This window comes from Flexivirga oryzae, assembly GCF_014190805.1.
GTDB classification, from domain to species: Bacteria; Actinomycetota; Actinomycetes; order Actinomycetales; family Dermatophilaceae; genus Flexivirga; species Flexivirga oryzae.
Window position 1 is genome coordinate 2,080,906 of the sequence record NZ_JACHVQ010000001.1, and the last position, 25,702, is coordinate 2,106,607.

The 25,702-nt window shown below is 68.3% G+C and carries 24 protein-coding genes and 1 pseudogene; 15 read left to right on the forward strand and 10 right to left on the reverse strand.

Annotated elements, in window-relative coordinates; genetic code table 11:
• Positions 1–18 precede the first annotated feature (18 nt).
• From FHU39_RS09755 to FHU39_RS09765, 3 genes are read right to left on the reverse strand one after another with little or no spacing between them, the layout of a single operon-like run.
• Positions 19–678 carry a 3-oxoacid CoA-transferase subunit B gene (locus tag FHU39_RS09755; RefSeq protein WP_183320164.1) on the reverse strand — a complete coding sequence of 220 codons (660 nt, stop codon included), beginning with the start codon at positions 676–678 and terminating at the stop codon, positions 19–21.
• Complete coding sequence (locus tag FHU39_RS09760; protein WP_183320165.1) at positions 675–1,370, reverse strand: 3-oxoacid CoA-transferase subunit A; 696 nt, start codon at positions 1,368–1,370, stop codon at positions 675–677. The genes FHU39_RS09755 and FHU39_RS09760 overlap by 4 nt, the downstream gene beginning before the upstream one ends.
• Positions 1,367–2,563, reverse strand: a complete 1,197-nt coding sequence (locus tag FHU39_RS09765) for a thiolase family protein (RefSeq protein ID WP_183320166.1) — start codon at positions 2,561–2,563, stop codon at positions 1,367–1,369. The genes FHU39_RS09760 and FHU39_RS09765 overlap by 4 nt, the downstream gene beginning before the upstream one ends.
• Positions 2,564–2,633: 70 nt before the next feature.
• Between FHU39_RS09765 and FHU39_RS09770 the strand changes: the two genes are divergently transcribed.
• Positions 2,634–3,515, forward strand: coding sequence for a LysR family transcriptional regulator (locus FHU39_RS09770; RefSeq protein ID WP_183320167.1), 882 nt, complete (start codon positions 2,634–2,636; stop codon positions 3,513–3,515).
• A gap of 97 nt (positions 3,516–3,612) precedes the next feature.
• On the opposite strand, the gene FHU39_RS24975 is transcribed toward FHU39_RS09770, so the two are convergent.
• From FHU39_RS24975 to benA, 4 genes are all read right to left on the reverse strand, one after another.
• A complete protein-coding gene (locus FHU39_RS24975) occupies positions 3,613–6,243 on the reverse strand; it encodes a LuxR C-terminal-related transcriptional regulator (protein WP_183320168.1) in 2,631 nt (876 codons plus the stop codon).
• A gap of 225 nt (positions 6,244–6,468) precedes the next feature.
• Positions 6,469–9,168, reverse strand: coding sequence for a benzoate 1,2-dioxygenase electron transfer component BenC (benC, locus tag FHU39_RS09780; protein WP_183320169.1), 2,700 nt, complete (start codon positions 9,166–9,168; stop codon positions 6,469–6,471).
• A 10-nt stretch (positions 9,169–9,178) separates the two neighbouring features.
• Entirely contained in the window at positions 9,179–9,709 is a 531-nt protein-coding gene (gene benB, locus FHU39_RS09785) for a benzoate 1,2-dioxygenase small subunit (protein ID WP_183320170.1), read from the reverse strand.
• 3 nt (positions 9,710–9,712) lie between these two features.
• Positions 9,713–11,083 (reverse strand): benzoate 1,2-dioxygenase large subunit, encoded by a 1,371-nt coding sequence (benA, locus tag FHU39_RS09790; RefSeq protein WP_183320985.1) that lies wholly within the window; start codon positions 11,081–11,083, stop codon positions 9,713–9,715.
• 227 nt (positions 11,084–11,310) lie between these two features.
• Between benA and FHU39_RS09795 the strand changes: the two genes are divergently transcribed.
• The 11 genes and pseudogenes from FHU39_RS09795 to FHU39_RS09840 all read left to right on the forward strand — a co-directional run bounded on the left by FHU39_RS09795 (position 11,311) and on the right by FHU39_RS09840 (position 18,730).
• Positions 11,311–12,228: a LysR substrate-binding domain-containing protein gene (locus tag FHU39_RS09795; protein ID WP_183320171.1), complete on the forward strand. Its 918-nt coding sequence runs from the start codon at positions 11,311–11,313 to the stop codon at positions 12,226–12,228.
• A complete protein-coding gene (locus tag FHU39_RS09800; RefSeq protein WP_183320172.1) occupies positions 12,225–13,331 on the forward strand; it encodes an enolase C-terminal domain-like protein in 1,107 nt (368 codons plus the stop codon). The genes FHU39_RS09795 and FHU39_RS09800 overlap by 4 nt, the downstream gene beginning before the upstream one ends.
• 78 nt (positions 13,332–13,409) lie before the next feature.
• Positions 13,410–14,267: a catechol 1,2-dioxygenase gene (gene catA, locus FHU39_RS09805; RefSeq protein WP_183320173.1), complete on the forward strand. Its 858-nt coding sequence runs from the start codon at positions 13,410–13,412 to the stop codon at positions 14,265–14,267.
• A complete protein-coding gene (catC, locus tag FHU39_RS09810) occupies positions 14,267–14,542 on the forward strand; it encodes a muconolactone Delta-isomerase (protein ID WP_221185209.1) in 276 nt (91 codons plus the stop codon). Before catA ends, catC begins: the two co-directional genes overlap by 1 nt.
• 12 nt (positions 14,543–14,554) lie before the next feature.
• The gene (locus tag FHU39_RS09815) at positions 14,555–15,343 is read left to right on the forward strand and encodes an alpha/beta fold hydrolase (protein ID WP_183320174.1); all 789 of its coding nucleotides are present in this window, start codon (positions 14,555–14,557) and stop codon (positions 15,341–15,343) included.
• Positions 15,340–16,143: an alpha/beta hydrolase family protein gene (locus FHU39_RS09820; protein WP_183320175.1), complete on the forward strand. Its 804-nt coding sequence runs from the start codon at positions 15,340–15,342 to the stop codon at positions 16,141–16,143. Before FHU39_RS09815 ends, FHU39_RS09820 begins: the two co-directional genes overlap by 4 nt.
• Before the next feature lie 11 nt (positions 16,144–16,154).
• Positions 16,155–17,048, forward strand: a complete 894-nt coding sequence (locus FHU39_RS09825; protein ID WP_183320176.1) for a LysR substrate-binding domain-containing protein — start codon at positions 16,155–16,157, stop codon at positions 17,046–17,048.
• A pseudogene (locus tag FHU39_RS25230) lies at positions 17,045–17,149 on the forward strand (YHS domain-containing protein); the annotation flags it as partial. The gene FHU39_RS09825 and the pseudogene FHU39_RS25230, both read left to right, overlap by 4 nt.
• Entirely contained in the window at positions 17,150–17,332 is a 183-nt protein-coding gene (locus tag FHU39_RS24175) for a hypothetical protein (protein WP_246336200.1), read from the forward strand.
• 2 nt (positions 17,333–17,334) lie between these two features.
• Positions 17,335–17,658: a phenol hydroxylase subunit P4 gene (locus tag FHU39_RS09835; RefSeq protein ID WP_183320177.1), complete on the forward strand. Its 324-nt coding sequence runs from the start codon at positions 17,335–17,337 to the stop codon at positions 17,656–17,658.
• 7 nt (positions 17,659–17,665) lie between these two features.
• Positions 17,666–18,730 (forward strand): 2Fe-2S iron-sulfur cluster-binding protein, encoded by a 1,065-nt coding sequence (locus FHU39_RS09840; RefSeq protein WP_183320178.1) that lies wholly within the window; start codon positions 17,666–17,668, stop codon positions 18,728–18,730.
• 24 nt (positions 18,731–18,754) lie between these two features.
• Here FHU39_RS09840 and FHU39_RS09845 read toward each other — a convergent pair whose 3' ends face one another.
• Positions 18,755–19,645, reverse strand: coding sequence for a LysR substrate-binding domain-containing protein (locus tag FHU39_RS09845; protein ID WP_183320179.1), 891 nt, complete (start codon positions 19,643–19,645; stop codon positions 18,755–18,757).
• Between the two features lie 88 nt (positions 19,646–19,733).
• Between FHU39_RS09845 and FHU39_RS09850 the strand changes: the two genes are divergently transcribed.
• The 3 genes from FHU39_RS09850 to FHU39_RS09860 are packed head-to-tail and all read left to right on the forward strand — an operon-like array spanning position 19,734 to position 23,178.
• A complete protein-coding gene (locus tag FHU39_RS09850; RefSeq protein ID WP_343065802.1) occupies positions 19,734–20,759 on the forward strand; it encodes a pyridoxal-phosphate dependent enzyme in 1,026 nt (341 codons plus the stop codon).
• Positions 20,756–22,033, forward strand: coding sequence for a M20 family metallo-hydrolase (locus tag FHU39_RS09855; protein ID WP_183320180.1), 1,278 nt, complete (start codon positions 20,756–20,758; stop codon positions 22,031–22,033). Before FHU39_RS09850 ends, FHU39_RS09855 begins: the two co-directional genes overlap by 4 nt.
• Positions 22,030–23,178: an amidohydrolase gene (locus FHU39_RS09860; protein ID WP_221185210.1), complete on the forward strand. Its 1,149-nt coding sequence runs from the start codon at positions 22,030–22,032 to the stop codon at positions 23,176–23,178. The genes FHU39_RS09855 and FHU39_RS09860 overlap by 4 nt, the downstream gene beginning before the upstream one ends.
• Position 23,179: 1 nt before the next feature.
• On the opposite strand, the gene FHU39_RS09865 is transcribed toward FHU39_RS09860, so the two are convergent.
• Both FHU39_RS09865 and FHU39_RS09870 read right to left on the reverse strand, forming a co-directional pair.
• Complete coding sequence (locus FHU39_RS09865; protein WP_183320181.1) at positions 23,180–23,755, reverse strand: biotin transporter BioY; 576 nt, start codon at positions 23,753–23,755, stop codon at positions 23,180–23,182.
• A 14-nt stretch (positions 23,756–23,769) separates the two neighbouring features.
• Positions 23,770–25,698: an acetyl/propionyl/methylcrotonyl-CoA carboxylase subunit alpha gene (locus tag FHU39_RS09870; RefSeq protein WP_246336201.1), complete on the reverse strand. Its 1,929-nt coding sequence runs from the start codon at positions 25,696–25,698 to the stop codon at positions 23,770–23,772.
• Positions 25,699–25,702 lie beyond the last annotated feature (4 nt).

A 25,702-nucleotide genomic window follows, 5' to 3' on the forward strand; every position in this document is an offset into this window, starting at 1 on the left:
GACCCGGCCGTCAGCAGGTCACAACCCCAGGCGCTCCGACAGGTCGGCCGCGCTGATGCCCCAGGTCTGCCGGATCTGCGCGCCGTCCGGACCGACGTCGATCACCGCATCCGGGCTGTAGATCCGGCTGACACAACGCACACCGGTCAGCGGGTAACTACATTCCGCAACGACTTTCGGCTCACCCTTCTTGGTGAACAGCGACATCATCACGAAGACCTGTCGAGCACCGATGGCGAGATCCATCGCGCCGCCGACCGCCGGGATCGCTCCAGGCGCGCCGGTGTGCCAGTTGGCGAGGTCACCGTGCGTCGACACCTGGTAGGCCCCGAGCACGCACACGTCGAGGTGCCCGCCGCGCATCATCGCGAACGAGTCGGCGTGGTGGAAGTAGGACGCGCCCGGCAGTTCGGTGACGGGCACCTTGCCCGCGTTCGTCAGGTCGGGGTCGATCTCGTCGTCCGCCGCCTTCGGGCCCATGCCGAGCATGCCGTTCTCGGTGTGCAGGGTGACGCCCTGCTCGGCGCGTAGGTGGTCGGCGACCTTGGTGGGTTGCCCGATGCCGAGATTGACGAAGGCGCCGGAGGGTATGTCGCCCGCGACGATCGCCGCGACTTCGCCCATCTCGAGAGCGCCACGGTCGAGGTGCTCGACGAGCTGATCGGTCTGCGTGGTCATCGCGCCCCCTGGACGGTGTAGTGACGGGCCTCGACCCGGACGATCCGGTCGACGTAGATCGACGGTGTGACAACGGCTTCCGGGTCAAGCGTGCCCACCGGAACGACCTCGTTCACCTGCGCGATCGTCGTCGTGGCGGCGGTCGCCATGACCGGACCGAAGTTCCGGGCCGTCTTGCGATAGACAAGGTTGCCGACGGTGTCCGCTTGGTATGCCGAAATCAGCGCGTAGTCGGCCCGGATCGGGTGTTCGAGGAGGTACTCCCGCCCGTCGAAGACCCGGCTCTCCTTGCCTTCGGCCAAGGGAGTTCCGACTGCCGTCGGGCAGTAGAACGGTCCTACCCCTGCGCCGGCCGCGCGCATGCGCTCCGCCAGGTTGCCCTGCGGCACGACTTCCAGCTCGACCTTCCCTCCGAGGTAGAGCTCGTCGAAGATGTACGAATCCACCTGTCGGGGAAAGGAACACACGACCTTGCGGACCTGGCCCGCCTTGAGCAGGGCTGCGAGTCCGACCTCGCCGTTGCCCGCGTTGTTGGAGACGATCGTCAGCTCTTTGGCACCCTGCCGGATGAGTCCGTCGATGAGATCGAACGGCATCCCTGCGAGCCCGAAGCCACCGACCAGGACGGTGGATCCGTCCTCGATCCCGGCGACTGCCTCGTCGACTGTTTCGTGGACGACCGCGGCGCTCATTGCGAAGCAGCCGGGTTCTCGAGTACGACGGCCAGACCCTGCCCGACGCCGATGCAGATGCCGGCGACGCCATACCGCAGATTGTCCTCACGCAGCACCTTGGCCAACGTCGCGAGGATGCGGCCGCCGGAGGCACCCAGTGGGTGGCCTATGGAGATGGCGCCGCCGCGGGTGTTGACGATCTCGGGGTCGATCGGCCAGGCGTCGACGCACGCCAGCGACTGCACGGCGAACGCCTCGTTGAGCTCGACCCGGCCGACCTGGTCCCAGTCGATGCCGGCACGTTTGAGTGCGCGGTTGGCTGCCTCGACCGGTGCGTAACCGAAGGCCTGCGGTTCCAGCGCCATCACGCCGCGCCCGGCGATGCGGGCGATCGGCTCGACGCCGAGCTGTTCGGCGGCGGCCTCCGAACCGAGCAGCACCGCCGAGGCACCGTCGTTCAGCGGGGAGGCGTTACCGGCAGTGATCGTGCCGTCGGGGCGGAACGCCGGCTTCAGCCCGGCGAGCACGTCGACGGTCGTCGTGGCGCGGATCGATTCGTCGCGCACGACCGGGTCGCCCTTCGGCCGCTCGACCGGGGTGACGAGGCTGTCGTAGAAGCCGTCCTCCCAGGCCTTGTTGGCGAGATCGTGTGAGCGGGCGGCGAATTCGTCCTGCCGCTCGCGGCTGATGCCGAAACGTTCCTGCAGCTGCTCGTTGCCCTCGCCCAGGCTGACCGTCCACTCCTTCGGCATCGCCGGGTTGACCAGCCGCCAGCCGAGCGTCGTCGAGACGGCCGTGACGTCGCGAGCCGGGTAGGCGCGGCTGGGCTTCGGCAGCACCCAGGGGGCCCGCGTCATCGACTCGACACCACCGGTCAGCACGATGTCGGCGTCACCGGTCTCGATCTGTCGGCTGGCCATCATCGCCGCGTCCAGGCTGGATCCACACAGCCGGTTGATCGTCGTTCCGGGCACGGAGGTCGGCAGTCCGGCGAGCAGGGCGGCCATCCGGCCCACGTTGCGGTTCGCCTCACCCGCGCCGTTCGCGTTGCCCCACACGACATCGTCGATCGCCGCCGGGTCCAGGTTCGGGACGTCGGCGAGCACCGCACGGATCGCGTGGGCTGCCAGGTCGTCAGGGCGGACGTCGGCCAACCCACCGTTGAACTTGCCGAAAGGCGTCCGGCGCGCTGCATAGATGAAGGAAGTCATACCTCGACGGTAGCGCCGAAGGTGCATATTCTGAAGTATCAATATCCTTCGCGATTAAGAGCCTGAACATATGGAATTACGACACCTGCGCTACTTCATCGCCGTCGCCGAGGAGCAGCACTTCACCCGCGCGGCGGAGCGGCTGCACATGGCGCAGCCGCCCCTCTCCCAGGCGATCCGGCAGCTGGAGTCCGAGCTGGGTGTCGAACTGCTGCACCGCAGTACCCGCAGCGTCCGGCTGACCGCGGCGGGAGAGGCGTACCTCGACCGGGCGCGCGATGTCCTCCACGAACTGGGTGACGCCGCCGAGCACGCACGTCGGGTTGCGGCGGGCACCGTCGGGCACCTCGTCATCGGGTGTGTCGGCTCCGCAACGTATTCCCTGCTCCCCCAGCTGTCCCATGGCCTGGCCCGCGAGCTGCCCGGCGTCGACTTCGCCTTCCGGGGCGAGATGCTCGTCCCTGATCAGATCGCAGCACTCCGTGGGGGCGACATCGATATCGCGCTGCTGCGGCCCCCGGTCGCCGACCTCGGGCTCGTGGTGGAGCCGATCCGTCAGGACCGCTTGGTCGTGGCGCTGCCGGAGAGTCATGCACTCGCCTCGGCCGCACGGGTGCGGGTCAAGCAGTTGGTGGATTGCGACATGATCATCCACTCCGCCGACCGCCGATCGATGATGTATGACGTCGCGCTACGACTCCTGCGGGGAGCCGGCATCGAACCGCACATCCGGCACGAGGTGGGCGAAACCTCAACACTGGTAACACTTGTCGCGGGTGGCCTGGGTGTCGCGATCGTCCCCGAGCCGGTCAGCGCGCTGCGCCTGGAAGGTGTCGTCTACCGGCCGCTGGTGAACCCGACCGAGACGGTCCCCCTGGCGGTGGCCCACCGCGCCGACCGGGACGAGCCGCATCTGGCACGCGCCGTCGGCGTCATACACGAGCTGACGTAGTCAGCATCTCCGACCCTGGGCAAGCCCTCCGCCGAGAGGCTCAGCAATTCCCGAAAGGCTCAGCAATACCGGAACTTTCGGCCCGTTCCGACCGGGATTACTGGGCCTGTCGGTGGGTTTGTGAGCCTCTCGGTGAAGGGGAGGGCGTGTCGTCGGTCGGCCACTGTGACGCGAGCTGGGACCGAGACCGCACGCCGAGCTTCGCGTAGGTGCGAGTCAGGTGGTACTGCACGGTTTTCACCGACAGGAAGAGCTCAGCGGCAACCTCCTTGTTCGTGCGTCCCTGTGCCACGAGCGCGGCGACGGCAGACTCCTGCGGAGTGAGGACGTCCGAATGCGCATCGGTGCTCCGCGGCGCATTGACACCGCCAGCAGCCAGCTCCCGGTCACACCTGCGGACGTACGTGGTTGCGCCCAGCCGGGCGAACTGGTCGCGGGCCGAGGTCAACACCGCATCGGCCTCCGCACGACGTCCGGCCCGGCGCAACGTTTGCCCGAACGCGAAGTGCGCCCGGGCCTGGTCGTACGGAAACGGCAACCGGGAGATCAGGTCGATCGCATCGGTGAAGCTCGCGCGTGCCGATTCCAGGTCGCCGGTCTGTCCGTGCCACCGACCGCGCGCATAGCCGAGCCGAGCAAGTGTGGACACGTGACCCGCACTCGCTGCGCGCTTTTCGTGTGGCCGCAGAAAGCGATCGGCCTCGTCGAGCCGGCCCGACACGACGAGCGCGTTCGCGTAGACGTCGGCCCACGGCCAGAACCCGGGACAACCGATCCATTCCGCGGCCCATGGCTCGGTGAGGAAGGCCAGCGCGCGGACGACGGCTGGGTAGTCGGCACGTGCCTCATGCAGTGCCGCCTGGCCGAGAGCGGCCGGGACCCGCATGATCGGGTAGTCGTGCTGGCTCACCGACCCGAGCCGCAGGCAGCGATCGGCCATCGCCCACTCCCCGCGCAGCGTGTGGACCTGCGCGCGCGTCCACTGCAGCAACGGCACGAGCAGCGACATACCGGAGCTCTCCGCCAGGGCCGCCCCCGTCGTCGCGGTGTGCAGTGCGGCGGCCCAGTCGCCGGTCAGGAACTGCACCCGAGCGAGCCATGCTCGCGCCCACAACGAGATCCGCAGTGAACCGCCCAGATGGTCGGTGGGCACCGCACGCTCCAACTCGTCACGCGCCCGCTGTGGATCGTCGGCAGCGAGGTGCAGCCAGCCCGCGGCCATCCGGACCCGGGCTGCGACAGCATCCTCGGGCAGTTCTGCGATCAGCGCCGCGTATCCGTCCAGAGCGCCTGCCGGAGAGTCGATGACGGCACTCCCGAGTCCCCGGATCGCCGTCGCCTCAATCGCGGCAGGGGTGCCGGCTGCTGCCAACTCTGTTGCCTTGTCGGCCCACGAAACCAGCTGCTCTGCTTGGCAATTGGCAAGGCTGTGCAGCACGTGACGCTGTGCGACAACCGAAGCGGACGCCGGGTCCCGACGAGGGTTGACCAGTTCCCACGCCCGGCGCAGCCTGCCATCGGCCTCCCCCGATCGGCCCCGGACGACTGCCAGGTAGCCCAGGACGGCGTTGCGCTGTGGTGTCTCCCTCAGCGATTCCAGCTCGGCGAGGTGTCGTGACGCGCCGGGTACGTCTCCCGCGCCGACCAGGGCGTCCGTTGCTCCGACCAGGCGTGACCCTGCCAGGTCGGGGTCGCTCGTCGCCCTGGCCGCGAGATACAACAGTTCGCCGGTGCTCGCCCACGCGCCCTTCACCGCCTCGCGCGCGGCCTGCTCCGCAAGCAGGTCCGCGAGATCGTCGTCCGGCAGGTCCTGGCAGTACCAGCGGTGGCGAAGTGCTGCTGCGGGATCGTCCACCACCTCGGCAGCGCGCGAGTGTATGGCGGCACGGATCGCCGGGCCCACCTCGTCCACGACGGCCCGACCGGTGACGGTGTCGCGTATGCGCAGCATCGTGGCCTCTGCATCGAGCGGCACCACCAGCTCGCTGTGCAGCACCTGCGCAACGGTCTGCGCGGTGACCCCGCCGCCGGCGACCTCCGCAGCGGCACGCAGCTGCACCCGTCCGTTGAGCCGGTCCGCCTCCTCCAGCACGGCGATCACGTTCACCAACCGGCGACCCTCCTCCGGCAGGGCGGCCAGGCGCGCGCGCACCGCCCGACGCACGCTCGACGGAGCCGGCAGTGCGAGGCTGGTGGCTGCCCAGTCGCCCGGCGAAACCTCGCGCAGCAGTTCGGCGATCGACCTGGTGTTCCCGTCGGTATGCCGCACCAAGTGGGCTATTTCGGCCGTCGGCACGAGCACACCGAACTGTTCGGCGAGCACCGTGACATCGTCCGGGGTGAGGGGGCGTAGATCGACAACGTGATCGGCGGCAGCCCGCACGTCGTCGTACAGGTTGTCCTGAGCGGCGTCCTCGTGACGGTGCGACGACAGGGGCGATCCGGGGTGCAACGGCTCGGTCCAGTCGAGCACGATCAACAGCGACCGGACGGCGCCCAATCGCGCGCTGCTCAACAGCGATTCGATCGTCAGTCGATCGGCCAGGTGCGCATTGGACACGACCACGGCGCAGTCCCACCGGCGCCCGCTCGGCTCCACCGAGCCGACCAGGAGCCGCGCGGCATCGCCCGGGTCATCGGGGACTTGCTCCTCCGCCAGCGCCGAAATGCCGTCACCGGCACGATGCCGGGCCCACGGAAGACCGGTCACCTGACGCACAGTCGCCACGTCAACGGCACCACCGGGGGCACAGAGTGCAACGAACTGCCTTGCGAATGTGGTTGATCCGCTCCCCGAAGCGCCGGTGATCAAGACGACGGCCGACCGCGGAAGGTCGGAGTTGACCGCACCGACCAGCCTGTCGAGGGTCAGCTGTCTGCCCGGCACGGTCGTCGGCGAGTTGTCCACCGTGTCACCGTACGACGACAGCGGCCTGTCCCGCCCGGGCACGCGTCAGCCGAGATCCCCGCCGGCGACCGGCAGCACCGCACCGGTGATGTATGACGCCTCACCGGACGCGAGGAACGTGATCGCGGCGGCCTGCTCGTCCAACGTCCCGTAGCGGTGCATCGGCGCCGACGCCAACGTCTGGTCGATGTGTGCCTGGAACCACTCCTTCTCCTGCTCGGTGCGTGCTTCCGGTGTGCCGCGGGAGATCCGCCGTGGTGGCGCATCGGTGCCGCCGGGCGCCGTGGCCACGACCCGGATGCCGTGCCCGGCATACTCCATCGCGAGCGATTGGGTGATGGCGTTGATCCCGCCCTTCGCCGCCGAGTAGGGGATGCGATGGATGCCGCGGGTCGCGGCGGACGACACGTTGACGATGACGCCCGCACCCTGCTGGACCATGCCCGGCAGCGCCGCGCGACACGCGAACAGCGTTGTCATCAGCGACCGTTGGATCTCCGCCTCGATCTCCGTGTCGGAGAACTCGGTGAACGGCTTGAAGTTGATCGCGCCGCCGACGTTGTTGATCAGCACGTCCACCCGGCCGAACTCGGCGATGCTCTGCTGCACCAGCTCCGTGGCGCCGCTGTAACTCTCCAGGTCGCACTGGACGGGCAGGCAGCCGGCGCCGTCGCGCAGTTCAGTGGCGATCTCGTGCACCAACTCGGAGCGGTCCGCGACCACGACCCTGCCGCCTTCGGCGCTGACACGACGTGCCACCTGGGCGCCGATGCCCTGGGCCGCACCGGTGACGATGACGACCTGGTCGGCGAACCGCCCGGGGGTGATGTAGCGCGGTCTGGTGGCAGCCACTGCATCCCGCATCGCCCGTCGCATGGTCTCCTTGGACCGGCTCGCGTGCTCGATGATGAGCCGTTGGGCGGTCGTCCGGTCGCCGGCCTCGAAGGCGTCGACGATCTCGATGTGGTCGGTCGCGCACCGCGGATTGCACCAGGTGGCGTTGACCAGGACTTCCGACATGCGGCCCTTCACACCCAGCGCCTGGTAGGCACGCAGCAGGTGTTCGTTGCCGGTCAACGCGAACAGGTAGTCGTGGAAGGCGGCGTTGGTGTCGGTGTATGCCGCCGCGTCGACGAACCGGTCGCCGTCGACGTACGGCAGCGTCGACTCCGCGAGCAATCGGTAGCCGGTGAGCTGCCCGGACGACAGGCGGCCGATCACCAGCTCCAGCGCGCCGAGCTCGAGGGCCTCGCGGGCCTCGAAGATCGCATCGGAGGAGTTGATGTCCGGGTGCTCCTCACCGATCTGGTAACCGTCCGGGGCGGTTTCGGATGCCGGTTCGGTGGCCGGCACGGGCTCTGCCGCCTCGGTCTCCGGGGCTCCGACCTCGATGGCCGCTGCCGCGAAGAGCTCCTGTCCGCCAATGGTTCGGGTCGCCAGTCCGGTGATCAGGTCTGCTGATTCGTCGAGCTCCACTGCCGGAGCCGAGGCGTCACCGGTCGGGTGCAGCTGCTGCCCCCCGACCCCTCGTATGGCGCCCGCGTCGTCGACGAGTGCCGCCGGTCCGGTGAGCATCTGCACCTCCCGCTCCGGCCAGATCTCCCGCCCGACGATGCCTCTCGCATCCGAGGCGAGAAGGAGTTCCTCCAGTGGAATCTCCGTCGCCACCGTCGCAGTCGCCTCGACGGACGGGGCCTCCTGGCTCCCGGCCGCCGCAGCGAGTGCGAACTTCTCGTAGTAGAAGCCGGTCGGTTCCACGCCGACCTCCGCAACGCCCTTGCGCACCGATTCGACCATCGCCGGCGGCCCGCACAGGTAGAGCGCGACGTCGCCCTCGTGCAGATGTTCCGGACCGATCAGATCGGTGACGTACCCCTTGTGTTCCGCGGCGCTGTTCCGGTCGGACACACAGTGGTCCCAGGTGAACCCGGGAAGCGCCCGCTCCAACTCGGCAAGCTCCTCCAGCGACACCAGGTCGTCGTCGGTGCTGACGCCGTACACCAGGTGCGCGAGGCGCCCGCTGTCTTCGCCGCGCAGTTTGCGCAGCATCGACAGGATCGGCGCGAGGCCGGTGCCGCCGGCCAGCAGCAGCACCGGCCGGTCGGTCTCGCGCAGGAAGAAGGACCCGTGCGGGCCGGTGAAGCTGAGTTCGTCGCCGACGGCGGCGCGCTCGGTCAGGTAGTCCGACATCACCCCGCCCGGGGTCAGCTTCACCAGGAAGCTGAGTTCCTCGGCGTCCGGAGCGTTGCTGAACGAGTAGGACCTCTTCGCATCCGCCCCGGGAACATCGATGTTGACGTACTGCCCTGGGAGGAAGGCGAGTTCGTCACGGTTCGGGATCTGCACCTTCAGTTCGATGGTGGTCGGCGACAGCCGGTCGAGCGCGGTCACGGACCCGGTGTAGGTGGCAGCCTTGGTCTTGGCGACCTCGGAGGTGCTCGCGATCTGCAGCACCAGGTCGGACCGCGGGCGCATGCTGCACGGCAGTGCATACCCTTGTGCGGCCTCGTCGTCGGACAGCGCGTCCTCGATGTAGGTGCCGCCGTCGTACTCCCCCGACTCGCAGAACGCCTTGCAGGTGCCGCACGCACCGTCCCGGCAGTCCAGTGGGATGTTGATCCGCTGCCGGTACGACGCGTCGGCGACGGTCTGGTCGGGCCGACAGGTGATGAAGCGGGTCACGCCGTCCTCGAAGGACAGCGCCACCTGGTGGCTCGGCGGTGCGGTGGTGTCGGTGACAGACATGGCAGCTCGCTCAGATGTGGTAGATGTCGACGACGTGGTGGATGTAGTCGTTCTTCAGGACCACGGTCTTGCGGCGGATCAGCGGTTGCTCCGCGGAGAAGTCGATCGTGTAGAAGGACGTCCCGTAGTAGGGGTCGATCGTCTTGTAGCGGAAGTACATCGTGTGCCAGTTGAAGCGCACGTCGACGATGTCACCGCGGCGCTCGATCACCTCGACGTTGCTGATGTTGTGGCTGGTGCGCGGTTCGGGCAGCGAGGTCGCCGAGGACCGCTCGGTGCGGATCCGGAAGACCCGGTCCTCCAGTCCGCCCTTGTTGCCGTAGTAGATCAGCGAGATGTCGGTCTGCGGGTCCTCGGTCAACAGGTCGTCGTCGCCCCATGCGGGCATCCAGTAGACGACGTCGTCCGCGTAGCAGCCGAGCCACTTCTCGAACTGTCGGTCGTCCAGGTAGCGCGCCTCGCGGTAGAGGAACTGCTCGATGATGTTCTGGGTGATCAGTGCCGAACCAGTCGCGTTCGCAGTCGTTTCCACGGTGCTCATTGCTCAGGCCTCCTTCGTCTGCGATGTCGTCGCTGCTTCCTCGGCAGCGACCGCGGCGCGCATCGTCTCCAGCCAGTAGCCGTGCTGGATCGGATAGAGGCCCTCGTCCTCGTTCTTCGCACCCGCGGAGACGACGCCGTCCATGCCGAGCGACTTGGCGACCTCGTCCGGCCCGGTGATCCAGTGCTGCGCCCCGCGGCTCATGTCGTTCCACGGCGCGGCGGTCGCCCGGAAGGTGAGCTGGCAGGAGCGGAACTCCTCCAGGTCGTCCGGGGTCGCCATACCGGAGGCGTTGAAGAAGTCCTCGTACTGCCGGATGCGCCAGGCGCGTGACTCGGCGCTCTCCCCCTTCGGCGCGATGCAGTAGATCGTGACCTCGGTCTTGTCCGGCGCGATGGGCCTGAAATACCTTATCTGCGTGGAGAACTGGTCCATCAGGTAGACATTCGGGTAGAGGCACAGGTTGCGTGACCCGGTGACCATGAACTGGCCCTTGGCGTCGCCGAACTTCTCCTTCAGTTCGTCCATCTTGTCCCACAGCGGCCGGTCCTGCGGGTTACCCGCCCAGGTCCACAGGCACAGGTGACCGTTCGGATAGGACCAGTAGCCGCCACCGGACTTGCCCCATTGGCCGGCGTCCAGGGTCTTGGTGGTGTTCTTCGACTCACCGGTGTTGCGTCGCGAGGTCGTGGCCGCGTAGTTCCAGTGCGTGGCGGTGACGTGATAGCCGTCGGCGCCGTTCTCGGCCTGCACCTTCCAGTTGCCGTCGTAGGTGTAGGTCGAGGAGCCGCGCAACACCTCGAGCCCGTCCGGGGACTGGTCGACGAGCATGTCGATCACCTTCGTCGCGTCGCCCAGGTGCTCGGCGAGACTGCTGACGTCCGGGTTGAGACTGCCGAAGAGGAAACCCCGGTAGGAGTCGAACCGCGCGACCTTCGTCAGGTCGTGGGAACCCCCGGTGTTGAAGCAATCCGGGTATCCCGCGTCATCGGGGTCCTTCACCTTCAGCAGCGTGCCGTCGTTGCGGAACGTCCAGCCGTGGAAGGGACAGGTCAGGGTGGGCCGGTTGTCGGTCTTGCGTCGGCACAGCATCGCGCCGCGGTGCGCACACGCGTTGATGAGGCAGTTCAGCCGGCCGTCCTTGGACCGGGTGATCACGATCGGCTGCCGACCGATGTATGTCGTGAAGTAGTCACCCGGATCGGCGATCTGACTCTCGTGGGCGAGGTAGATCCAGTTCCCCTCGAAGATGTGCTTCATCTCCAGCTCGAAGATCTCCTCATCGGTGAAGATCCGGCGGTTGGCCCGGAAGGTGCCGGTGTCCGGGTCGTCGATGACTGCGTTGTCCAACTTGCCGCTCAGTCGTTCCAGCATCTCGGTCACGTCGGTCCTCCAGGTGTCTCAGTTCGGTGCCGTTTCAGCACTTCACCACACCGTGGCGGACGTCACACCAGGCAAATACCTAGTGCTGGATCGGTACCGGATTACATGTGTACGCGTTATCAATCACCCAGAACTTAGTCATTGTGTTGCCTGAATCTCGCGACTAGCGTGGCTGGTGAACATGACCCGCATCACACGCTGACAGGAGGCCGGACCCGATGGATCTGCGGCAGTTGCGCTACTTCGACGCAGTCGCCGACCTGTGCCATTTCGGGCAGGCGGCCGAGCGTCTGCACCTCGCCCAGCCGGCCCTGTCCCAGGCGATCCGGCGCCTCGAATCCGACCTGGGTGTGCAGCTGTTCACCCGGACCACACGCAGCGTCGAGCTGACCGACGCCGGAGCCTTCTTCCATCAGGAGGTCCGTCGCATCCTCGGTGACCTCGACGCATCGGTGACCGGCGCACGCAACATCGCCACCGGGCACAGCGGCCTGCTCCGGCTGGGCTTCACCGGCACGAGCGCGTACACCCAGATGTCACGACTGACCCGGCTGATCCGCGCGGTGCATCCTGCGGTTGCCCTGGAGGTGCAGACCGACCTGCTCACCCCCACTCAGGTGGAGCTCCTGCTGGACGGTCGACTCGACCTCGGTGTGCTCCGGTCACCGGTGCTCGAGGACGGGATCGAGACCCGGCACATCCTCGACGAGCCGCTCATCCTGGCCCTCCCGGCCGACCACCGCCTCGCGCAGGAGTCCGGGCTGGAGATAGCCGATCTCGCGCCGGAGGAGTTCGTGGCGTATGCCGACACCCGGTCGGTCGTCTACGAGGCGATGGTCACCAGCTGCCGCCGTGCCGGGTTCACCCCCACCATCACCCAGCGCGCGGTCAGCACCGCCGCCTCACTCGCCCTGGTCGGCGCCGGTCTCGGGGTCACCCTGGCGCCTGAGTCGGTCCGCAGCATGCAGCTGCAGGGGGTCGTCTTCCGTGACGTGCAAGGGGCCGACGGCATCGACCTCTCACTCGCGTGGCGCACCGACGAGCCGTCCCCGCTGGTTTCGTCCGTGCTGGACACCCTGGACTCCCACGACTTCTACGCTGTCCCCGCCACTGCTTCGATTCAGGAGAAGGCGTGAAAATCACTGCTATTGAAGCGATCCCATTCGCGATCCCCTACAACAAGGCGCTGCGGTTCGCCAGCGGCGAGGTGCACGCAGCCGAGCACGTGCTCGTCCGAGTGCACACCGACGACGGCGTCGTCGGTGTGGCCGAGGCGCCGCCGCGCCCGTTCACCTACGGCGAGACCCAGGCCGGCATCGTCACCATCATCGAGACGATCTTCGCCCCCCAGCTGATCGGCCTCACGCTGCTGGAGCGGGAGGTGGCACGCGGCCGGCTCGCGCGCACCATCGGCAACCCCACGGCGAAGGCCGCGATCGACATGGCGATGTGGGACGCACTCGGCAAGACCCTGGGCCTGCCGGTGACCGAGCTGCTCGGCGGGTTCACCGACCGCATGCGGGTCAGCCACATGCTGGGTTTCGACGAGGCGGTCGCGATGGTCGCGGAAGCCGAGAAGATGGTCGACACCTACGGCATACGCACCTTCAAGGTGAAGGTCGGCCGCCGCCCGGTGGAACTCGACACGGCGGTGGTCCGCGCCCTGCGCGAACGGTTCGGCGACGGCGTTGAGCTGTATGTCGACGGCAATCGCGGATGGACCGCCTCGGAGTCGTTGCGCGCGATGCGCTCGATGGCCGACCTCGACCTGCTCTTCGCCGAGGAACTCAATCCGGCCGACGACGTGCTCGGCCGACGATGGCTCGTCGGGAAGGTCGACGTGCCGTTCATCGCCGACGAGTCCGTACCCACTGCCGCCGATGTCACCCGGGAGGTCCTCGGCGGCTCGGCGACCGCGATCTCCATCAAGACCGCTCGCACCGGCTTCACCGACAGCCGTCGTATCCACCACCTTGCCGAGGGTCTGGGTCTCGAGGTCGTCATCGGCAACCAGATCGACGGTCAGGTCGGCACCGCCTGCGCGGTGGCGTTCGGGTCGGCATACGAGCTCACCTCCAAGAGGGCCGGCGAGCTGTCCAACTTCCTGGACATGAGCGACGACCTGCTGACCGAACCGCTGCAGATCAACGGCGGTCAACTCGTCACCTCACCGAAGCCCGGCCTCGGCATAGAGATCGACGAAAACCAGCTCCAGCGCTACCGACTGGACCAGCGCTGATACGCAACAACACCCGCGGTGCACTCACCTCGGGCATCGAAGGACCCGACCACGGTCGGCGAGAATAGGAGTAATGAGATGACCACCACCCACGACGAGGCAGTTGCGACTGCTGCGGCATCCGGTGCTTCCGCCACCGACCGCTTCCGCACCGACAAGTCGCCCTACGAAGCCGTCAAGGACGTGCCGAAGGAGCGGGTCGACGAGCTCGCCCGCGAGGTGCTGTCCGCGGTCCACGACACCATCCGCAAGCACAAGGTCACCTACGACGAGTACAACGCACTCAAGGCGTGGCTCATCCAGGTCGGGCAGGACGGCGAATGGCCCCTCTTCCTGGACGTCTGGGTCGAGCACGTCGTCGAGGACGTCGCCACCGCGCACCGCAAGGGCAACAAGGGCACCATCGAGGGTCCCTACTACGTGCCGGACGCCCCGGACGCGGTCGACAACACGATCCCGATGCGCGACGGCGAAGCAGGAACCCCGCTGGTCTGGAAGGGCACGATCACGGCAGTCGACGGCACGCCGTTGACCGAGGGCAAGGTCGAGCTCTGGCACGCCGACAACGACGGCTTCTACAGCCAGTTCGCACCCGGCATCCCCGAATGGAACCTGCGCGCCACGTTCCACGCCGACGAGCAGGGCAACTTCGAGATCCACACCATCCAGCCGGCGCCCTACCAGATCCCCACCGACGGCTCCTGCGGCAAGCTGATCGCCGCCGCCGGCTGGCACGCGTGGCGTCCCGCCCACCTGCACGTCAAGGTCTCCGCGCCGGGCTACGAGTTGCTCACGGCGCAGCTGTACTTCCCGGGTGACCCGCACAACGACGACGACATCGCCGACGCCGTGAAGCCGGAGCTGCTGCTGGACCCCCAGCCCGAGGGCGACGGTGTCGCGATCGACTACAGCTTCGTGCTGGACCCGGAGGCCTGATGCTGTTCGAGGTCCGGATGGACGTGCGGATCCCTGCGGACCTCGATCCGCAGGTCCGGCAGGACACGATCGCCCGGGAGAAGGCCTACTCGCAGGAGTTGCAGCGCGGCGGCGAGTGGAAGCACATCTGGCGCATCGTGGGCAAGTACTCCAACATCAGCATCTTCGATGTGGAGAGCACTGACCGATTGCACGAGATCCTCTGGAATCTACCGCTTTTCCCATACATGGACGTGGACGTGACGGCGCTGGCGCCGCACCCGTCCGCGATCTGACGGAGGACGACGATGGCCACCCCCGAGATCGCACTGACCCGACTGGCCGGGTCGGCGGGACAGCCCGTCCTGGTTGTCGGTCCGTCACTCGGCACCCGGGTGGAGCGGCTCTGGGCGGCCGTCGCGCGCGAGCTCCCGGACTTCCGGGTGATCGGCTGGGATCTGCCGGGGCACGGCGTCAGTGCCCCGGCGGACCAGCCGTACTCCACGCCGGAGTTGGCCGGTGCCGTCCTCCGCGCAATGGACGAGACCGTCGGCAGCACCGAAACGCTGTACTACGCGGGTGATTCGTTCGGCGGCTGTGTCGGACTGCAACTGATCCTCGACCATCCGGAGCGGTTCGCCGCCGCCGCAATCCTCTGCAGTGGTGCGAGGATCGCCACCGAGGAGGTATGGCGCCAACGCATCGACCTCGTCCGGCGGGCAGGACTGGCCCCGGTCCGGACCGCGTCCTCGACCCGGTGGTTCGGCAACCGGGTGCAGCAACACCCCACGGACGAGTCGCGTGCCGTTCTCGCAGAGCTCCTGGCCGTCGATCCGACCAGCTACTGCCTCGCCTGCGAGGCGCTCGGGACGTTCGACGTGCGTGACCGGTTGCCCGGCATACGGGTGCCGTTGCTTGCGGTTGCGGGGGCTGACGACGCGGTCACCACCGCGACCCAGCACCGCGAGCTGGCGCACGTCACCCCTGGCGCACGGGTCGAGGTCCTGGACGGAGTGGGCCACCTCGCGCCGTTGGAGGACCCACTCGCCACCGCTGCACTGCTCGACAAACACTTCCGTCAAGGAGTCGTATCATGAGCATCAACATCAGTGTCGAAAATCCAGACGCCTCAATGCGTTACGGGTCGGTGAGCACCCAGGTCGCCGATGTCTTCGAACCACCGGATGCCACCGACTCGCTCGTCCTGCTGCTGCACGGCGGCTTCTGGGACGATCCGGATCGGATGCGTGCCTGGTCCGCCGGCCATGCGCTGGCCGAGGCCGGCCATCTCACAGCGGCTGTCGAGTATCGCCGCGGGAACGGCGGCTGGCGCAATGCGCTGGATGACGTCGTCCAGGCGATCGATCAGATCCAGCTGAGCGGCCGGGAGTGGACGATCCACAACGAGGTGCCGCGCGCGATCACCGTCGTCGGGCACTCGGCCGGAGGTCAGCTCGCCCTGTGGGCGGCCAGCAGGTCCAGCCTTCCGTCGACCAGCCGATGGTTCACGACCGACATCCAGGTCACCGGCGCGGTCGCCCTGGCACCCATCGCGGACCTGCGCCTGGCCGCCGAGCTCGGCCTGGGCGATGCTGCCGTCCCCCGATTCCTGGGTGGCGCACCGGACGAGCTCCCGGATCACTACGCACTCGCCGACCCGAGCCTGCTGACCCCTTCGGTCCCGGTGCGGATCCTGCACGGCCCCGACGACGACGTCGTGCCGGTCGAGATCTCGGAGCGGTATGCACAGCACCTGGGCGAATCCGGCACTGCCGACTGGAAGTTCAGCAAGGTCGACGGCGCCGATCACCGTTCGTGGGGTGATCCGTCGACCGCGGCATGGTCAGCGCTCACGACGGCGCTCGACGACGTCACCGGAGCAGCCGGCACGGGCTGAGCGGCAGCGCGATGGAACTGCGTCACCTGCGTTCCTTCGTCGCCGTGGCCGAGGAACTCCATTTCGGCCGCGCGGCGGAGCGGCTGCACATCGCGCAGCCGCCGTTGTCGATGCAGATCAAACAGCTCGAGCAGGAGCTCGGGGTCCAACTGCTGATCCGGTCGACCCGCAAGGTCGAGCTGACGCCGGCAGGCGCCAGCTTCCTGGACAGCGCACGGGCGATCCTCGCGTCGACGGAGACGGCCGTTGAGGACGCGCGCAGGGTCGCGAGCGGACATGCCGGCCGTCTCGTGCTCGGCTTCACCGGTTCGGCCACGTATGACGTCATGCCGACACTTGCACAGGCGCTCAAGCTCGACCTGCCCGGCATCGAACTCGACCTCAAGGGTGAGATGCTCACGCCCGTCCAGGTCACCGGCCTGCTCGACCGCACGCTCGACATCGGCTTCCTCCGGCCACCCGCGCGGGACCCCGGGATCACGGTGTCGATCCTGCGGCGCGAGCCGCAGATCGCGGTCCTGCCCGACACGCACCCCCTGGCGGCAGCGTCCGCCGTGCGGCTCGCCGACCTGCGCGACGACCCGTTCATCACCTACCTGTCCCAACATCGCTCGGTCGTATATGACGCCGTCATCGAGGCCTGCGAACGCGTCGGCTTCACACCCGAGCAGCACACCGAGGTCGCCGAGACGTCGACCCTGGTCTCGTTCGTCGCGTCCGGCCGTGGCGTCGCCCTGGTGCCGGCGTCGGTCCAGCACCTGGCCGTGACCGGGGCCGTCTTCCGACCCCTCGCCGGCCAGACCCAGGAGGTCGCGCTCGCCGTGGCGACCCGCAAGGACGACCCCTCGCCGCAAGTCGCCCGGGTGCTCTCACGCACATATGCCCTGCTGGGCGGCCCGCACTGACACTCTTCAACTCACGCTATCACTCGCAGTTCCGCGGCGAGACCTTCCACACCTGCAGCGACGGCTGCCAATGGATCTTCGACCGCGAGCCGGAGAAGTACGTGCAGGCATGGCTGCCCGTCCACCAGATCTACCAGGGCAACTGCGGCGGACCGACCGTCCCGGAGGTGCTCGCCTGGTACGGCATCCAAGACGGCGACAACGGCGAATACCGCGGCTCGCCCGACAACCAGCAGTGGCTGGAGTGGCACTCCTCCGGCTCCGCAACCTCGCAAGGAGTATGACGATGCCCGTCAAGGCCCTCTACGACTATGACTTCCCGTCCGCCGACCGGGTCGAGAACTTCGGTGACGACCAGCTCGTCTACGTGCACTGGCTCGGCAACCCGCTCTTCTGCTCCGCAGCCGCCTTCCGGGCGCCACGAGACATACCGTTCGGCACCTTCCTGACCGAAATAGTCTGGCCCTGGGCAGGTTCCGACCCCGACTTCGATCCGAGCCAGGTCGCAGGCTGGCAGTTGTTCGACGAGCAGCTCACACCCGACGACGGCGCGTCCCTGACCGATCTCGGCATCGGTCACAAGGCGCTGCTGAAGTTCCGGACCGAGTGAGGCCCGGATGACCAGTTACACGGTGCGCGTCGAGCCGATCGGCGCGGACGTGACCTGCCGGGACGACCAGACCGTCCTCGACGCGTGCCTGCGCGACGGTGTCTGGCTGCCTCACGCATGCACGCACGGCACCTGTGGCACCTGCAAGGCGCAGGTCCTGGACGGTGACATCGACCTGGGCGACGCCTCGCCATACGCCCTGCTCGACAGTGAGCGGGACGACGGCTGCGCGCTCATCTGCGTCGCAAAACCCAAGGGCGACCTGGTCATCGAGGGTGAGGTGGATGTGGAGGACGGCGTGGAGATCCACCCCGTCCGGGACTACAGCGGCACGGTCGACGCGCTCGACGACATCGCGCCGAACGTGCGCCGGCTGATCATCGCGCTGGATGCACCGATGCGGTTCAACCCGGGTCAGTACCTGCAGCTGAACCTGCCGTCAGGTGACTCGCGGCCGTACTCGATCGCGAGCACTCCCGCGGACCCGACCCACGTGGAGTTGCACATCAAGCGGACCGAGGGCGGTGCCGCAACCGAGGGTTGGATCTTCCGTGAGCTCGAAACCGGTGACAGCGTGTCGGTTTCGGGCCCCTACGGAAAGTTCAGCTTCCGGCCGCTGCGCGACAAACCGGTGCTGCTGCTGGGCAGCGGCACCGGCCTGGCGCCGCTGAAATCGATCGTGGCCCACCTGCTGGAGACGACGGAGGACACCGGCTGGGAGAACGACGTCGTGCTCTACCACGGCGTCGCGACCCGGGCCGACCTCTACGACCGGGACTGGTTCGAGGGCGTGCAGGACCAGGTCGACTGGTTCAGCTATCGTCCGGTGGTCTCCCGCGAGGAGTGCGACGGGCGGCAGGGCCGAGTGCCGGCGCTGCTGACCGAGGACTTCCCACGTGCGGGCGGCAACACGGCCTACATCTGCGGCAACCCCGCAATGGTCGAGGACACCCTCAAGGCACTGATGAAGGCTCGGTTGTTCCCCCGCGACATCCTGCGGGAGGACTTCTTCGATGCCGCCGACCGGGCCTCCGGTGCGCATGTGGTGCGCAGCCCGTTGATCAAGAGATAGGGGCTTCGGCGGGGCCCTCGTCCATCACCTCGTCGCCCTCTGACCGACTGCGCTGACGGTCTCGGTGATCGCCGACACGGCTGGGCGGTCGAATCCGCCGGCCCGTGTCGCCGCGAAGATCCGCCGCACCGGATCGCCGGGCAACGGGCCGGCGACCACTCGGGAGTAGCGCGCAGCATCGGCCAGCTCGGGCAGCAACGCGACCGCCAGTGAGTGGTCGACCATCCGCAGCTGGATCTGCAGGTCGGTGGAGGTGTAGGTCACCATCGGCTCGAAACCAGCTGCACGACATACAGTTTCGGACCACTCGCGGGCCGCGGTACCGACCGGCTCCATGGCGAACTCCTCCCCCGCGACGTCGTCGATGCGCCGAACACCTCCGGCTTCGGGCACGACCAGTTGCAGCCGGTCCTCGATGATGTCCCGACGATCCACACCCGCGAGGTGCGGGCGCGGGCGCCCGGGATACTCCTCGGCCAGGACGAGGTCGAAGTCACCGGCGGTCAACGCCGGTAACGACTGCTCGGGCTCCATCTCGGTGACCTCGATGCGCAGCGACGGGTGTTGTTGCCGCAGGGAGATGAGCGCCAGTGGCAGCACCGTCAGGGCGGCGCTCTGGAACGCCGCCAGCCGCACGGTGCCGCCGACGCTTCCGGTGGCGGCCTCCAGCGCGATGCTGGCCTGCTCCAACTCGGTCAGGATCCGCTCGCCGCGCACCACCAGCAGCTCGCCCGCCGGGGTGAGCCGCACTCTCCGGCCGATCGGTTCGAGCAGTTTGCTGCCCGACTCCTTCTCCAGCACGGCCAACTGCTGCGATACGGCCGAGGGGCTGTAGGCGAGTGCGTGGGCCACCGCGGCGATCGTGCCGCGCCGCGACAACTCGACCAACAGCCGCAGCCGTCGGACATCCAGCACGACGATCACCAACCCATCAGCTGTGCTTACGATTACTGGTCAAGAATATGCGCTGGACCTGATCGATGCGGCACTCCAGGGTGAAGTGGTGCGAAACTCCTACAGTCGGCCGGTCGGCCGCGCCTGGACCTCCGAACCGCTGCGCGCGTCCGCCCGCGCGTTCCACCGGTCCCTGCCGGGCTACGCCCCCACACCGTTGATCGACTTGCCAGGCGTTGCAGCCGAACTCGGTGTGGGCAGGGTGCTCGTGAAGGACGAGTCTTCCCGTCTGGGACTGCCCGCCTTCAAGGTTCTCGGAGCGTCCTGGGCCTGCAAGCAGGTGCTGGACCGCCGGCCCGGCGCACAGTTGGTCACGGCAACCGACGGCAACCACGGCCGCGCGGTCGCCCGCATGGCGGCTCACTTCGGCACCACAGCAACGGTTTTCGTCCCCTCGGTCATGACGCCGCAGACGGCCGAGTTGATCTCGGGCGAAGGAGCCGACGTCGTGCGGGTCGACGGTGACTACGACGAGACCGTGCGGGTGGCGGCCGACCATGCCGCAGCAGATCCGAGCCGGGCGCTCGTCCAGGACACGGCGTGGGAGGGGTACGACGAGGTCCCGTCCTGGATCGTCGACGGTTACGAGACCCTCCTGCAGGAGATCGACGAGAGGCTCGGGCGAGTGCCCGATCTCGTCGCGGTGCCCGTCGGTGTCGGCTCACTCGCCCAGGCGGTCGTCGCGCACTACCGGCGACCCGGGGCGGACCACCCTGCCGTGCTCGCGGTCGAGCCAAACACCGCGGCGTGCCTGCTCACCAGCCTGACCCGCAGCCACCCGGTCACCGTGGACACCGCGGACACGGTGATGGCCGGACTCAACTGCGGCACCGTCTCCTCCACTGCGTGGCCGGTGCTCAGCGACGGGTGCGATGCAGCCGTTGCCGTCAGCGACCAGCAGGCACTCGACGCGTCGGTCGAGCTCGGCGCACTCGGCGTCTCGTCCGGCCCCTGCGGCGCAGCCACGCTCGCCGGAGTCCGCGAATTCCTGCACGACCCGGCCGACCGCGCCGACCTCCGACTCCCTCCGGACGCGATCGTCGTCCTGCTCAACACCGAAGGGCTTTCCTCATGACCGAACTCACCATCAACCCCGATCGCCTGTGGGACTCCCTGATGGAGCTGAAGCAGATCGGCGCCTATCACGACGAGGGCACCGGCTTGCAGGGAGTGCGTCGTCTGGCCCTGACGGATGCCGACGCCGAGGCGCGCCGCCGGTGCGTCCAATGGATGCTCGACGCCGGCCTCGAATTCCGCGTCGACCGCATCGGCAACGTCACCGCGACCCGAGCCGGGACCGACCGTTCGCTCCCGTGCGTCCTGATGGGATCGCACATCGACACGGTCGCCACCGGCGGAGCCTTCGACGGGACCCTCGGTGTCCTGGGCGGGATCGAAGTCATGCGCGCACTGAACGACGCCGGCATCGAAACCCTCCGGGACGTCGAGGTCGGTTTCTTCACCGAGGAGGAGGGCGTGCGGTTCGGGACGGACATGCTCGGGTCCGCGGTCACGGCCGGTCGCATCCCGTTGCAGCACGCGTGGCAACTCACGGATATCGACGGTCTGACGGTCAAGAGCGAGCTGGAGCGCATCGGCTTCGACGGGCCGACGCCCGAACGCCGGCCCGCACCGCACGCCTACATCGAGTGCCACATCGAGCAGGGCCCGATCCTCGCGGACGCCGACGTGCCGGTCGGAATCGTCGAGGGCGTGCAGTCGATCTCGTGGCAGCGGCTCACCCTGCACGGTGAGGCCGCGCACGCGGGAACCACGCCGATCGGTTCGCGTCACGATGCCGGGCTGGTGGCCGCCTCGGTCGTGGTCGAGCTGCGCCGGATGTGCGACAGCGGGGACTACGGCCAGTTGCGTGCAACCGTCGGGACATTCGACATCGGTGCGGGACAGACCAACGTCATACCGCACCGCGCGATGTTGACGATCGATCTGCGCAACCCGGTCGACGACCTGATGACCCGGGCCGAGAAGGACCTCGCGACCTACGTCGACACCCTTGCGCACCAGCACGGGGTGAGCGCGGAGTGGGAACGGATGGCCAAGACGGCCGTGATCCCTTTCGACAGCCGCGTGCAGGACCTGCTCGCCGACACCGCGGAACGTCTCGGGTTGGGCTACGTCCGAGCCATGAGCGGCGCGGGTCACGACGCCCAGGAGATCGCCGCGATCTGCCCGACAGCAATGGTTTTCGTGCGCGGTGAGTATGGCGGGATCAGCCACACGCCACGCGAATACTCCACCCCGCAGGCGTGTGCCGACGGCACGCGAGTGCTCGGTAACGCAGTCCTGACGCTGGCAAACCAGCCCGCGGCCGCCCAGGAACCTCAGTGAGCTTGCAGGACCAGTTGATCCGATGGCGACACGATCTGCACCGGATCCCCGAGACCGCGTTCGCCGAGCACGCGACAGGACAGTACGTCACCTCAGCGCTGCGTGAACTCGGCTTCGACGTCGCCACCGGTGTCGGTGGGACAGGTGTCGTCGGGTCCCTCACCCGCGGCACCTCTCATCGGGCCATCGGCCTGCGCTCCGACATGGATGCGTTGCCGTTGCAGGAGATCGGCGACCATGCGCACATCTCTCGGCACCAGGGCGCGATGCATGCGTGCGGTCACGACGGGCACATGGCCATGCTCCTCGGCGCAGCGGCCGTCCTCGCCCGCGATGGTGGCTTCGACGGGACCCTGCGGGCCGTGTTCCAGCCCGCGGAGGAGCCGGGCCGTGGCGCGCAGGCGATGCTCGACGACGGACTGCTGCAACGGTTTCCGATGGATGCGATGTTCGGTCTGCACAACCTGCCGGGTGTCCCGGCCGGGCACCTGCACGTCCGCAGCGGTCCGATCATGGCGAGTGAGGACAACTTCCGGATCCGGCTGACGGGGCGCGGTGGCCATGCGTCGGCACCCCATCTGGTCATCGATCCGCTGGTCGCGGCTGCTGAGATCATCACCGCCCTGCAGACCGTGGTCTCCCGGTGCGTCGATCCACTTGAGCACGCAGTGGTGTCGTGCACCGACATACGGACCGACGGGGCACGCAACGCCATCCCGAGCAACGTCGAGATCACCGGCGACACCCGCAGTTTCGCGCTCGCCACCTCCCAGTTGCTCGAGCGACGGATCACCCGACTTGCGATCGGCATCGCGGGGGCACACGGGGCGACCTGCGAAGTGGACTACACGCGCGAGTTCGGGCCGACCGTCAACGACCCGGGTGCGGCGCAGCGCATTGCCAGCGCGGCGGCGTCCGTACTCGGCGCCGACCGGGTGGACGACGACTGCGCTCCCATCACCGCCAGCGAGGATTTCGGCATCTTCGCCTCGCAGCTGCCGGCGGCGTTCGCCTTCCTCGGCAGTGGCATCGAGCCGGGACGCGGGGGCACACCGTTGCACAGCCACGACTTCGACTTCAACGACGACGTGCTGACAGTCGGCGTGGACTTCTACGCCCGGCTCGTGCGTGACTTCCTCGGCTGACTCACTTCGCCCGTGCGGTGAGCTTCCACGCCGCGGGCAGCAGCGCACCGGCCAGGGCGAGCTTGAGCAGGTCACCGACGACGAACGGGCGGACGCCGAGGTCGAAGGCCTTCGCGGGACCGACTCCCAGGTCGATCGCGAGCCAGCCGGCGCCGATCGCGTAGATCACCGCACTGCCGACGAACATGGCCAGGATCGAGCTGAAAAGCGCCTTGTCCCAGCCGCGGTCGGCAGCGGCGCCGACGATGGCTGCCGCAACGAGCATGCCGACGAGGTAGCCACCGGTCGCCGACAGCACCGTCGACAGGCCGTGTGCGCCGTCCGCGAAGACCGGCACGCCGATGACGCCCACGCCGATGTATGCCGCGATGGTCGCGGCCGAGCGGACCGCGCCGTACGCTCCGCCGACCAGCAGCGCGGCGAAGGTCTGGCCGGTGATCGGGACAGGGGTGAACGGCAGCGGGATCGCAACCTGCGCGGAGAGCGCGACGAACAGCACGCCCATGGACACAAGAGCAGCCTCACGCCATACGGCCGGGACGCGGACCAGGGTCGGCGCCAGTGTGGTGGTGGACATGTTTCTCCTTGGTGTCAGCTGGCTTCGGAACTATCGGTGTCGTGCGCGGTGACCTCGAAAAGGCGTGCACCGAGCGCGACCTGATTGCCTACTCGAGCAGTAACGCTACCGACGGTGCCGTCGTGCGGTGCCTTGAGGGTGAGCTCCATCTTCATCGCCTCCATCACACCGAGGACGTCACCGGCACTGACATCGTCGCCGACGGCGGCACGCACGTCGAGCACCGTACCCGGCATCGGCGCCACGACGGTGCCGTCGCTGGGCGCCGCGGCCCCACCCGCGGCACGGTCCGGGGGGATGAAGACGAACCGCTGCCCGCGCCAGGTCACTTCGACGCCGCGCCGCATCGGACGCAGGAAGGCGGTGGTCCGCCCGACTCCTTCGAGGTCGACGTCGACCCGCACGACACCGTCCGCGTCCCGGTCGGTGTCGGCCAGCTCACGCACGGTGAGCTCGTCCACCTGCCGCAGACGCGGGCGGACGACCACCGGCTCGTCGAGTTGCACGCGGACCGGTGCGGGGTCACCCGCGACGCGGAAGCCGTCGGCATCGAATGCGGATCCGGTGACCGGGCGATGCGTGGCCAGATGCCATGCGGCGATGTCGCGGGCGGGCGCCGGGTCGGGCGCCTCGACCTCGTGGTGGTCCAACCAGGCCGTGTCGATCGTCGCGTCGCGGAACTCGTCCGTTGCCAACAATGCTCGCAGGAAACCGGTGTTGGTGGTCAGTCCGAAGATCGCGGTCGCATCCAATGCCGCGATGAGGCCCTGGCGCGCCGTCTCACGGTCGGGGCCGTGCACGATCACCTTCCCCAGCATCGGGTCGTACGACGTGCTGACGACCTGGCCCGATTCCAGCGCCTGGTCGACCCGCGCGAGCCGGTCGGGCCAGCGGACGACGGTCGCGGTGCCCGCCTGCGGTAGGAACCCACCGAACGCGTCCTCCGCGTAGACCCGGGCCTCGATCGCGTGCCCGTCGCTGCGGACCTGCTCCTGGCTGATCGGCAGCGCCTGTCCGTCGGCGACCAGCAGTTGCAGCTCGACCAGGTCGAGCCCGGTGATGGACTCGGTGACCGGGTGCTCCACCTGCAGCCGGGTGTTCATCTCCAGGAAGTAGAACTCGTTCGTCGCCGTGTCCAGCAGGAACTCGACGGTGCCGGCGCCGACATACCCGACCTGTTTGGTGAGATCGACTGCGGCAGAACACAACCGGTGCCGCAGGTCGTCGTCGATAGTCGGCGCCGGGGCTTCCTCGAGCACCTTCTGGTGCCGGCGCTGGGTGGAGCAGTCGCGCTCCCACAGGTGCAGCGCCGTGCCACGGGTGTCGGCCATGACCTGCACCTCGAGGTGGCGGCCGGACTCGACATACTTCTCCAGCAGCAGCGTGTCGTCCCCGAAGGCGCCGGCGGACTCGCGCCGCGCGGCGGCCACCGCCTCCGTGAAGTCACCGGCGGAACGGACCACGCGCATCCCCTTGCCGCCACCGCCGGCGGCCGCCTTCACCAGGATCGGGTAGGCGAAGGTCTCCGGGTCGTCGTCGAAGGAGTATGACGGGACGACCGGCACGCCGGCGGCGACCGCGACCTCCCGTGCGGCGTCCTTGCGACCCATCAGCTCCATCACGTCGGCGCTGGGTCCGGCGAGTGCAATGCCAGCCTCTTGCAGGGCGGCCGCGAACGCCGAGCGTTCGGAAAGGAATCCGTAGCCGGGATGCACCACGTCGGCGCCGGTCTCGACCGCCGCAGCGACCACCGCGTCGATGTCGAGGTAGTTGGGCACGCGCACGGCCACGTCGGCGGCACGCACGTGCGGTGCGGCCACGTCGAGATCGGTGTAGAGGGCGACGGTGCGCAGCCCGAGCCGGTGCGCGGTGCGGAAGACGCGTAGGGCGATCTCGCCGCGGTTGGCGACCAGGACCGACCGGATGGAGAGCGAACTGGACAAGGTC

Coding starts and splice junctions, on each gene's coding strand:
- FHU39_RS09755 (WP_183320164.1), bottom strand. CDS start 678: ATGACCACGCAGACCGATCAGCTCGTCGAGCACCTCGACCGTGGCGCT.
- FHU39_RS09865 (WP_183320181.1), bottom strand. CDS start 23,755: ATGTCCACCACCACACTGGCGCCGACCCTGGTCCGCGTCCCGGCCGTA.
- FHU39_RS09820 (WP_183320175.1), top strand. CDS start 15,340: ATGAGCATCAACATCAGTGTCGAAAATCCAGACGCCTCAATGCGTTAC.
- catC (WP_221185209.1), top strand. CDS start 14,267: ATGCTGTTCGAGGTCCGGATGGACGTGCGGATCCCTGCGGACCTCGAT.
- benB (WP_183320170.1), bottom strand. CDS start 9,709: ATGAGCACCGTGGAAACGACTGCGAACGCGACTGGTTCGGCACTGATC.
- FHU39_RS09825 (WP_183320176.1), top strand. CDS start 16,155: ATGGAACTGCGTCACCTGCGTTCCTTCGTCGCCGTGGCCGAGGAACTC.
- FHU39_RS09835 (WP_183320177.1), top strand. CDS start 17,335: ATGCCCGTCAAGGCCCTCTACGACTATGACTTCCCGTCCGCCGACCGG.
- FHU39_RS09855 (WP_183320180.1), top strand. CDS start 20,756: ATGACCGAACTCACCATCAACCCCGATCGCCTGTGGGACTCCCTGATG.
- catA (WP_183320173.1), top strand. CDS start 13,410: ATGACCACCACCCACGACGAGGCAGTTGCGACTGCTGCGGCATCCGGT.
- FHU39_RS09760 (WP_183320165.1), bottom strand. CDS start 1,370: ATGAGCGCCGCGGTCGTCCACGAAACAGTCGACGAGGCAGTCGCCGGG.
- FHU39_RS09765 (WP_183320166.1), bottom strand. CDS start 2,563: ATGACTTCCTTCATCTATGCAGCGCGCCGGACGCCTTTCGGCAAGTTC.
- benA (WP_183320985.1), bottom strand. CDS start 11,083: ATGCTGGAACGACTGAGCGGCAAGTTGGACAACGCAGTCATCGACGAC.
- FHU39_RS09795 (WP_183320171.1), top strand. CDS start 11,311: ATGGATCTGCGGCAGTTGCGCTACTTCGACGCAGTCGCCGACCTGTGC.
- benC (WP_183320169.1), bottom strand. CDS start 9,168: ATGTCTGTCACCGACACCACCGCACCGCCGAGCCACCAGGTGGCGCTG.
- FHU39_RS09770 (WP_183320167.1), top strand. CDS start 2,634: ATGGAATTACGACACCTGCGCTACTTCATCGCCGTCGCCGAGGAGCAG.
- FHU39_RS09815 (WP_183320174.1), top strand. CDS start 14,555: ATGGCCACCCCCGAGATCGCACTGACCCGACTGGCCGGGTCGGCGGGA.
- FHU39_RS09840 (WP_183320178.1), top strand. CDS start 17,666: ATGACCAGTTACACGGTGCGCGTCGAGCCGATCGGCGCGGACGTGACC.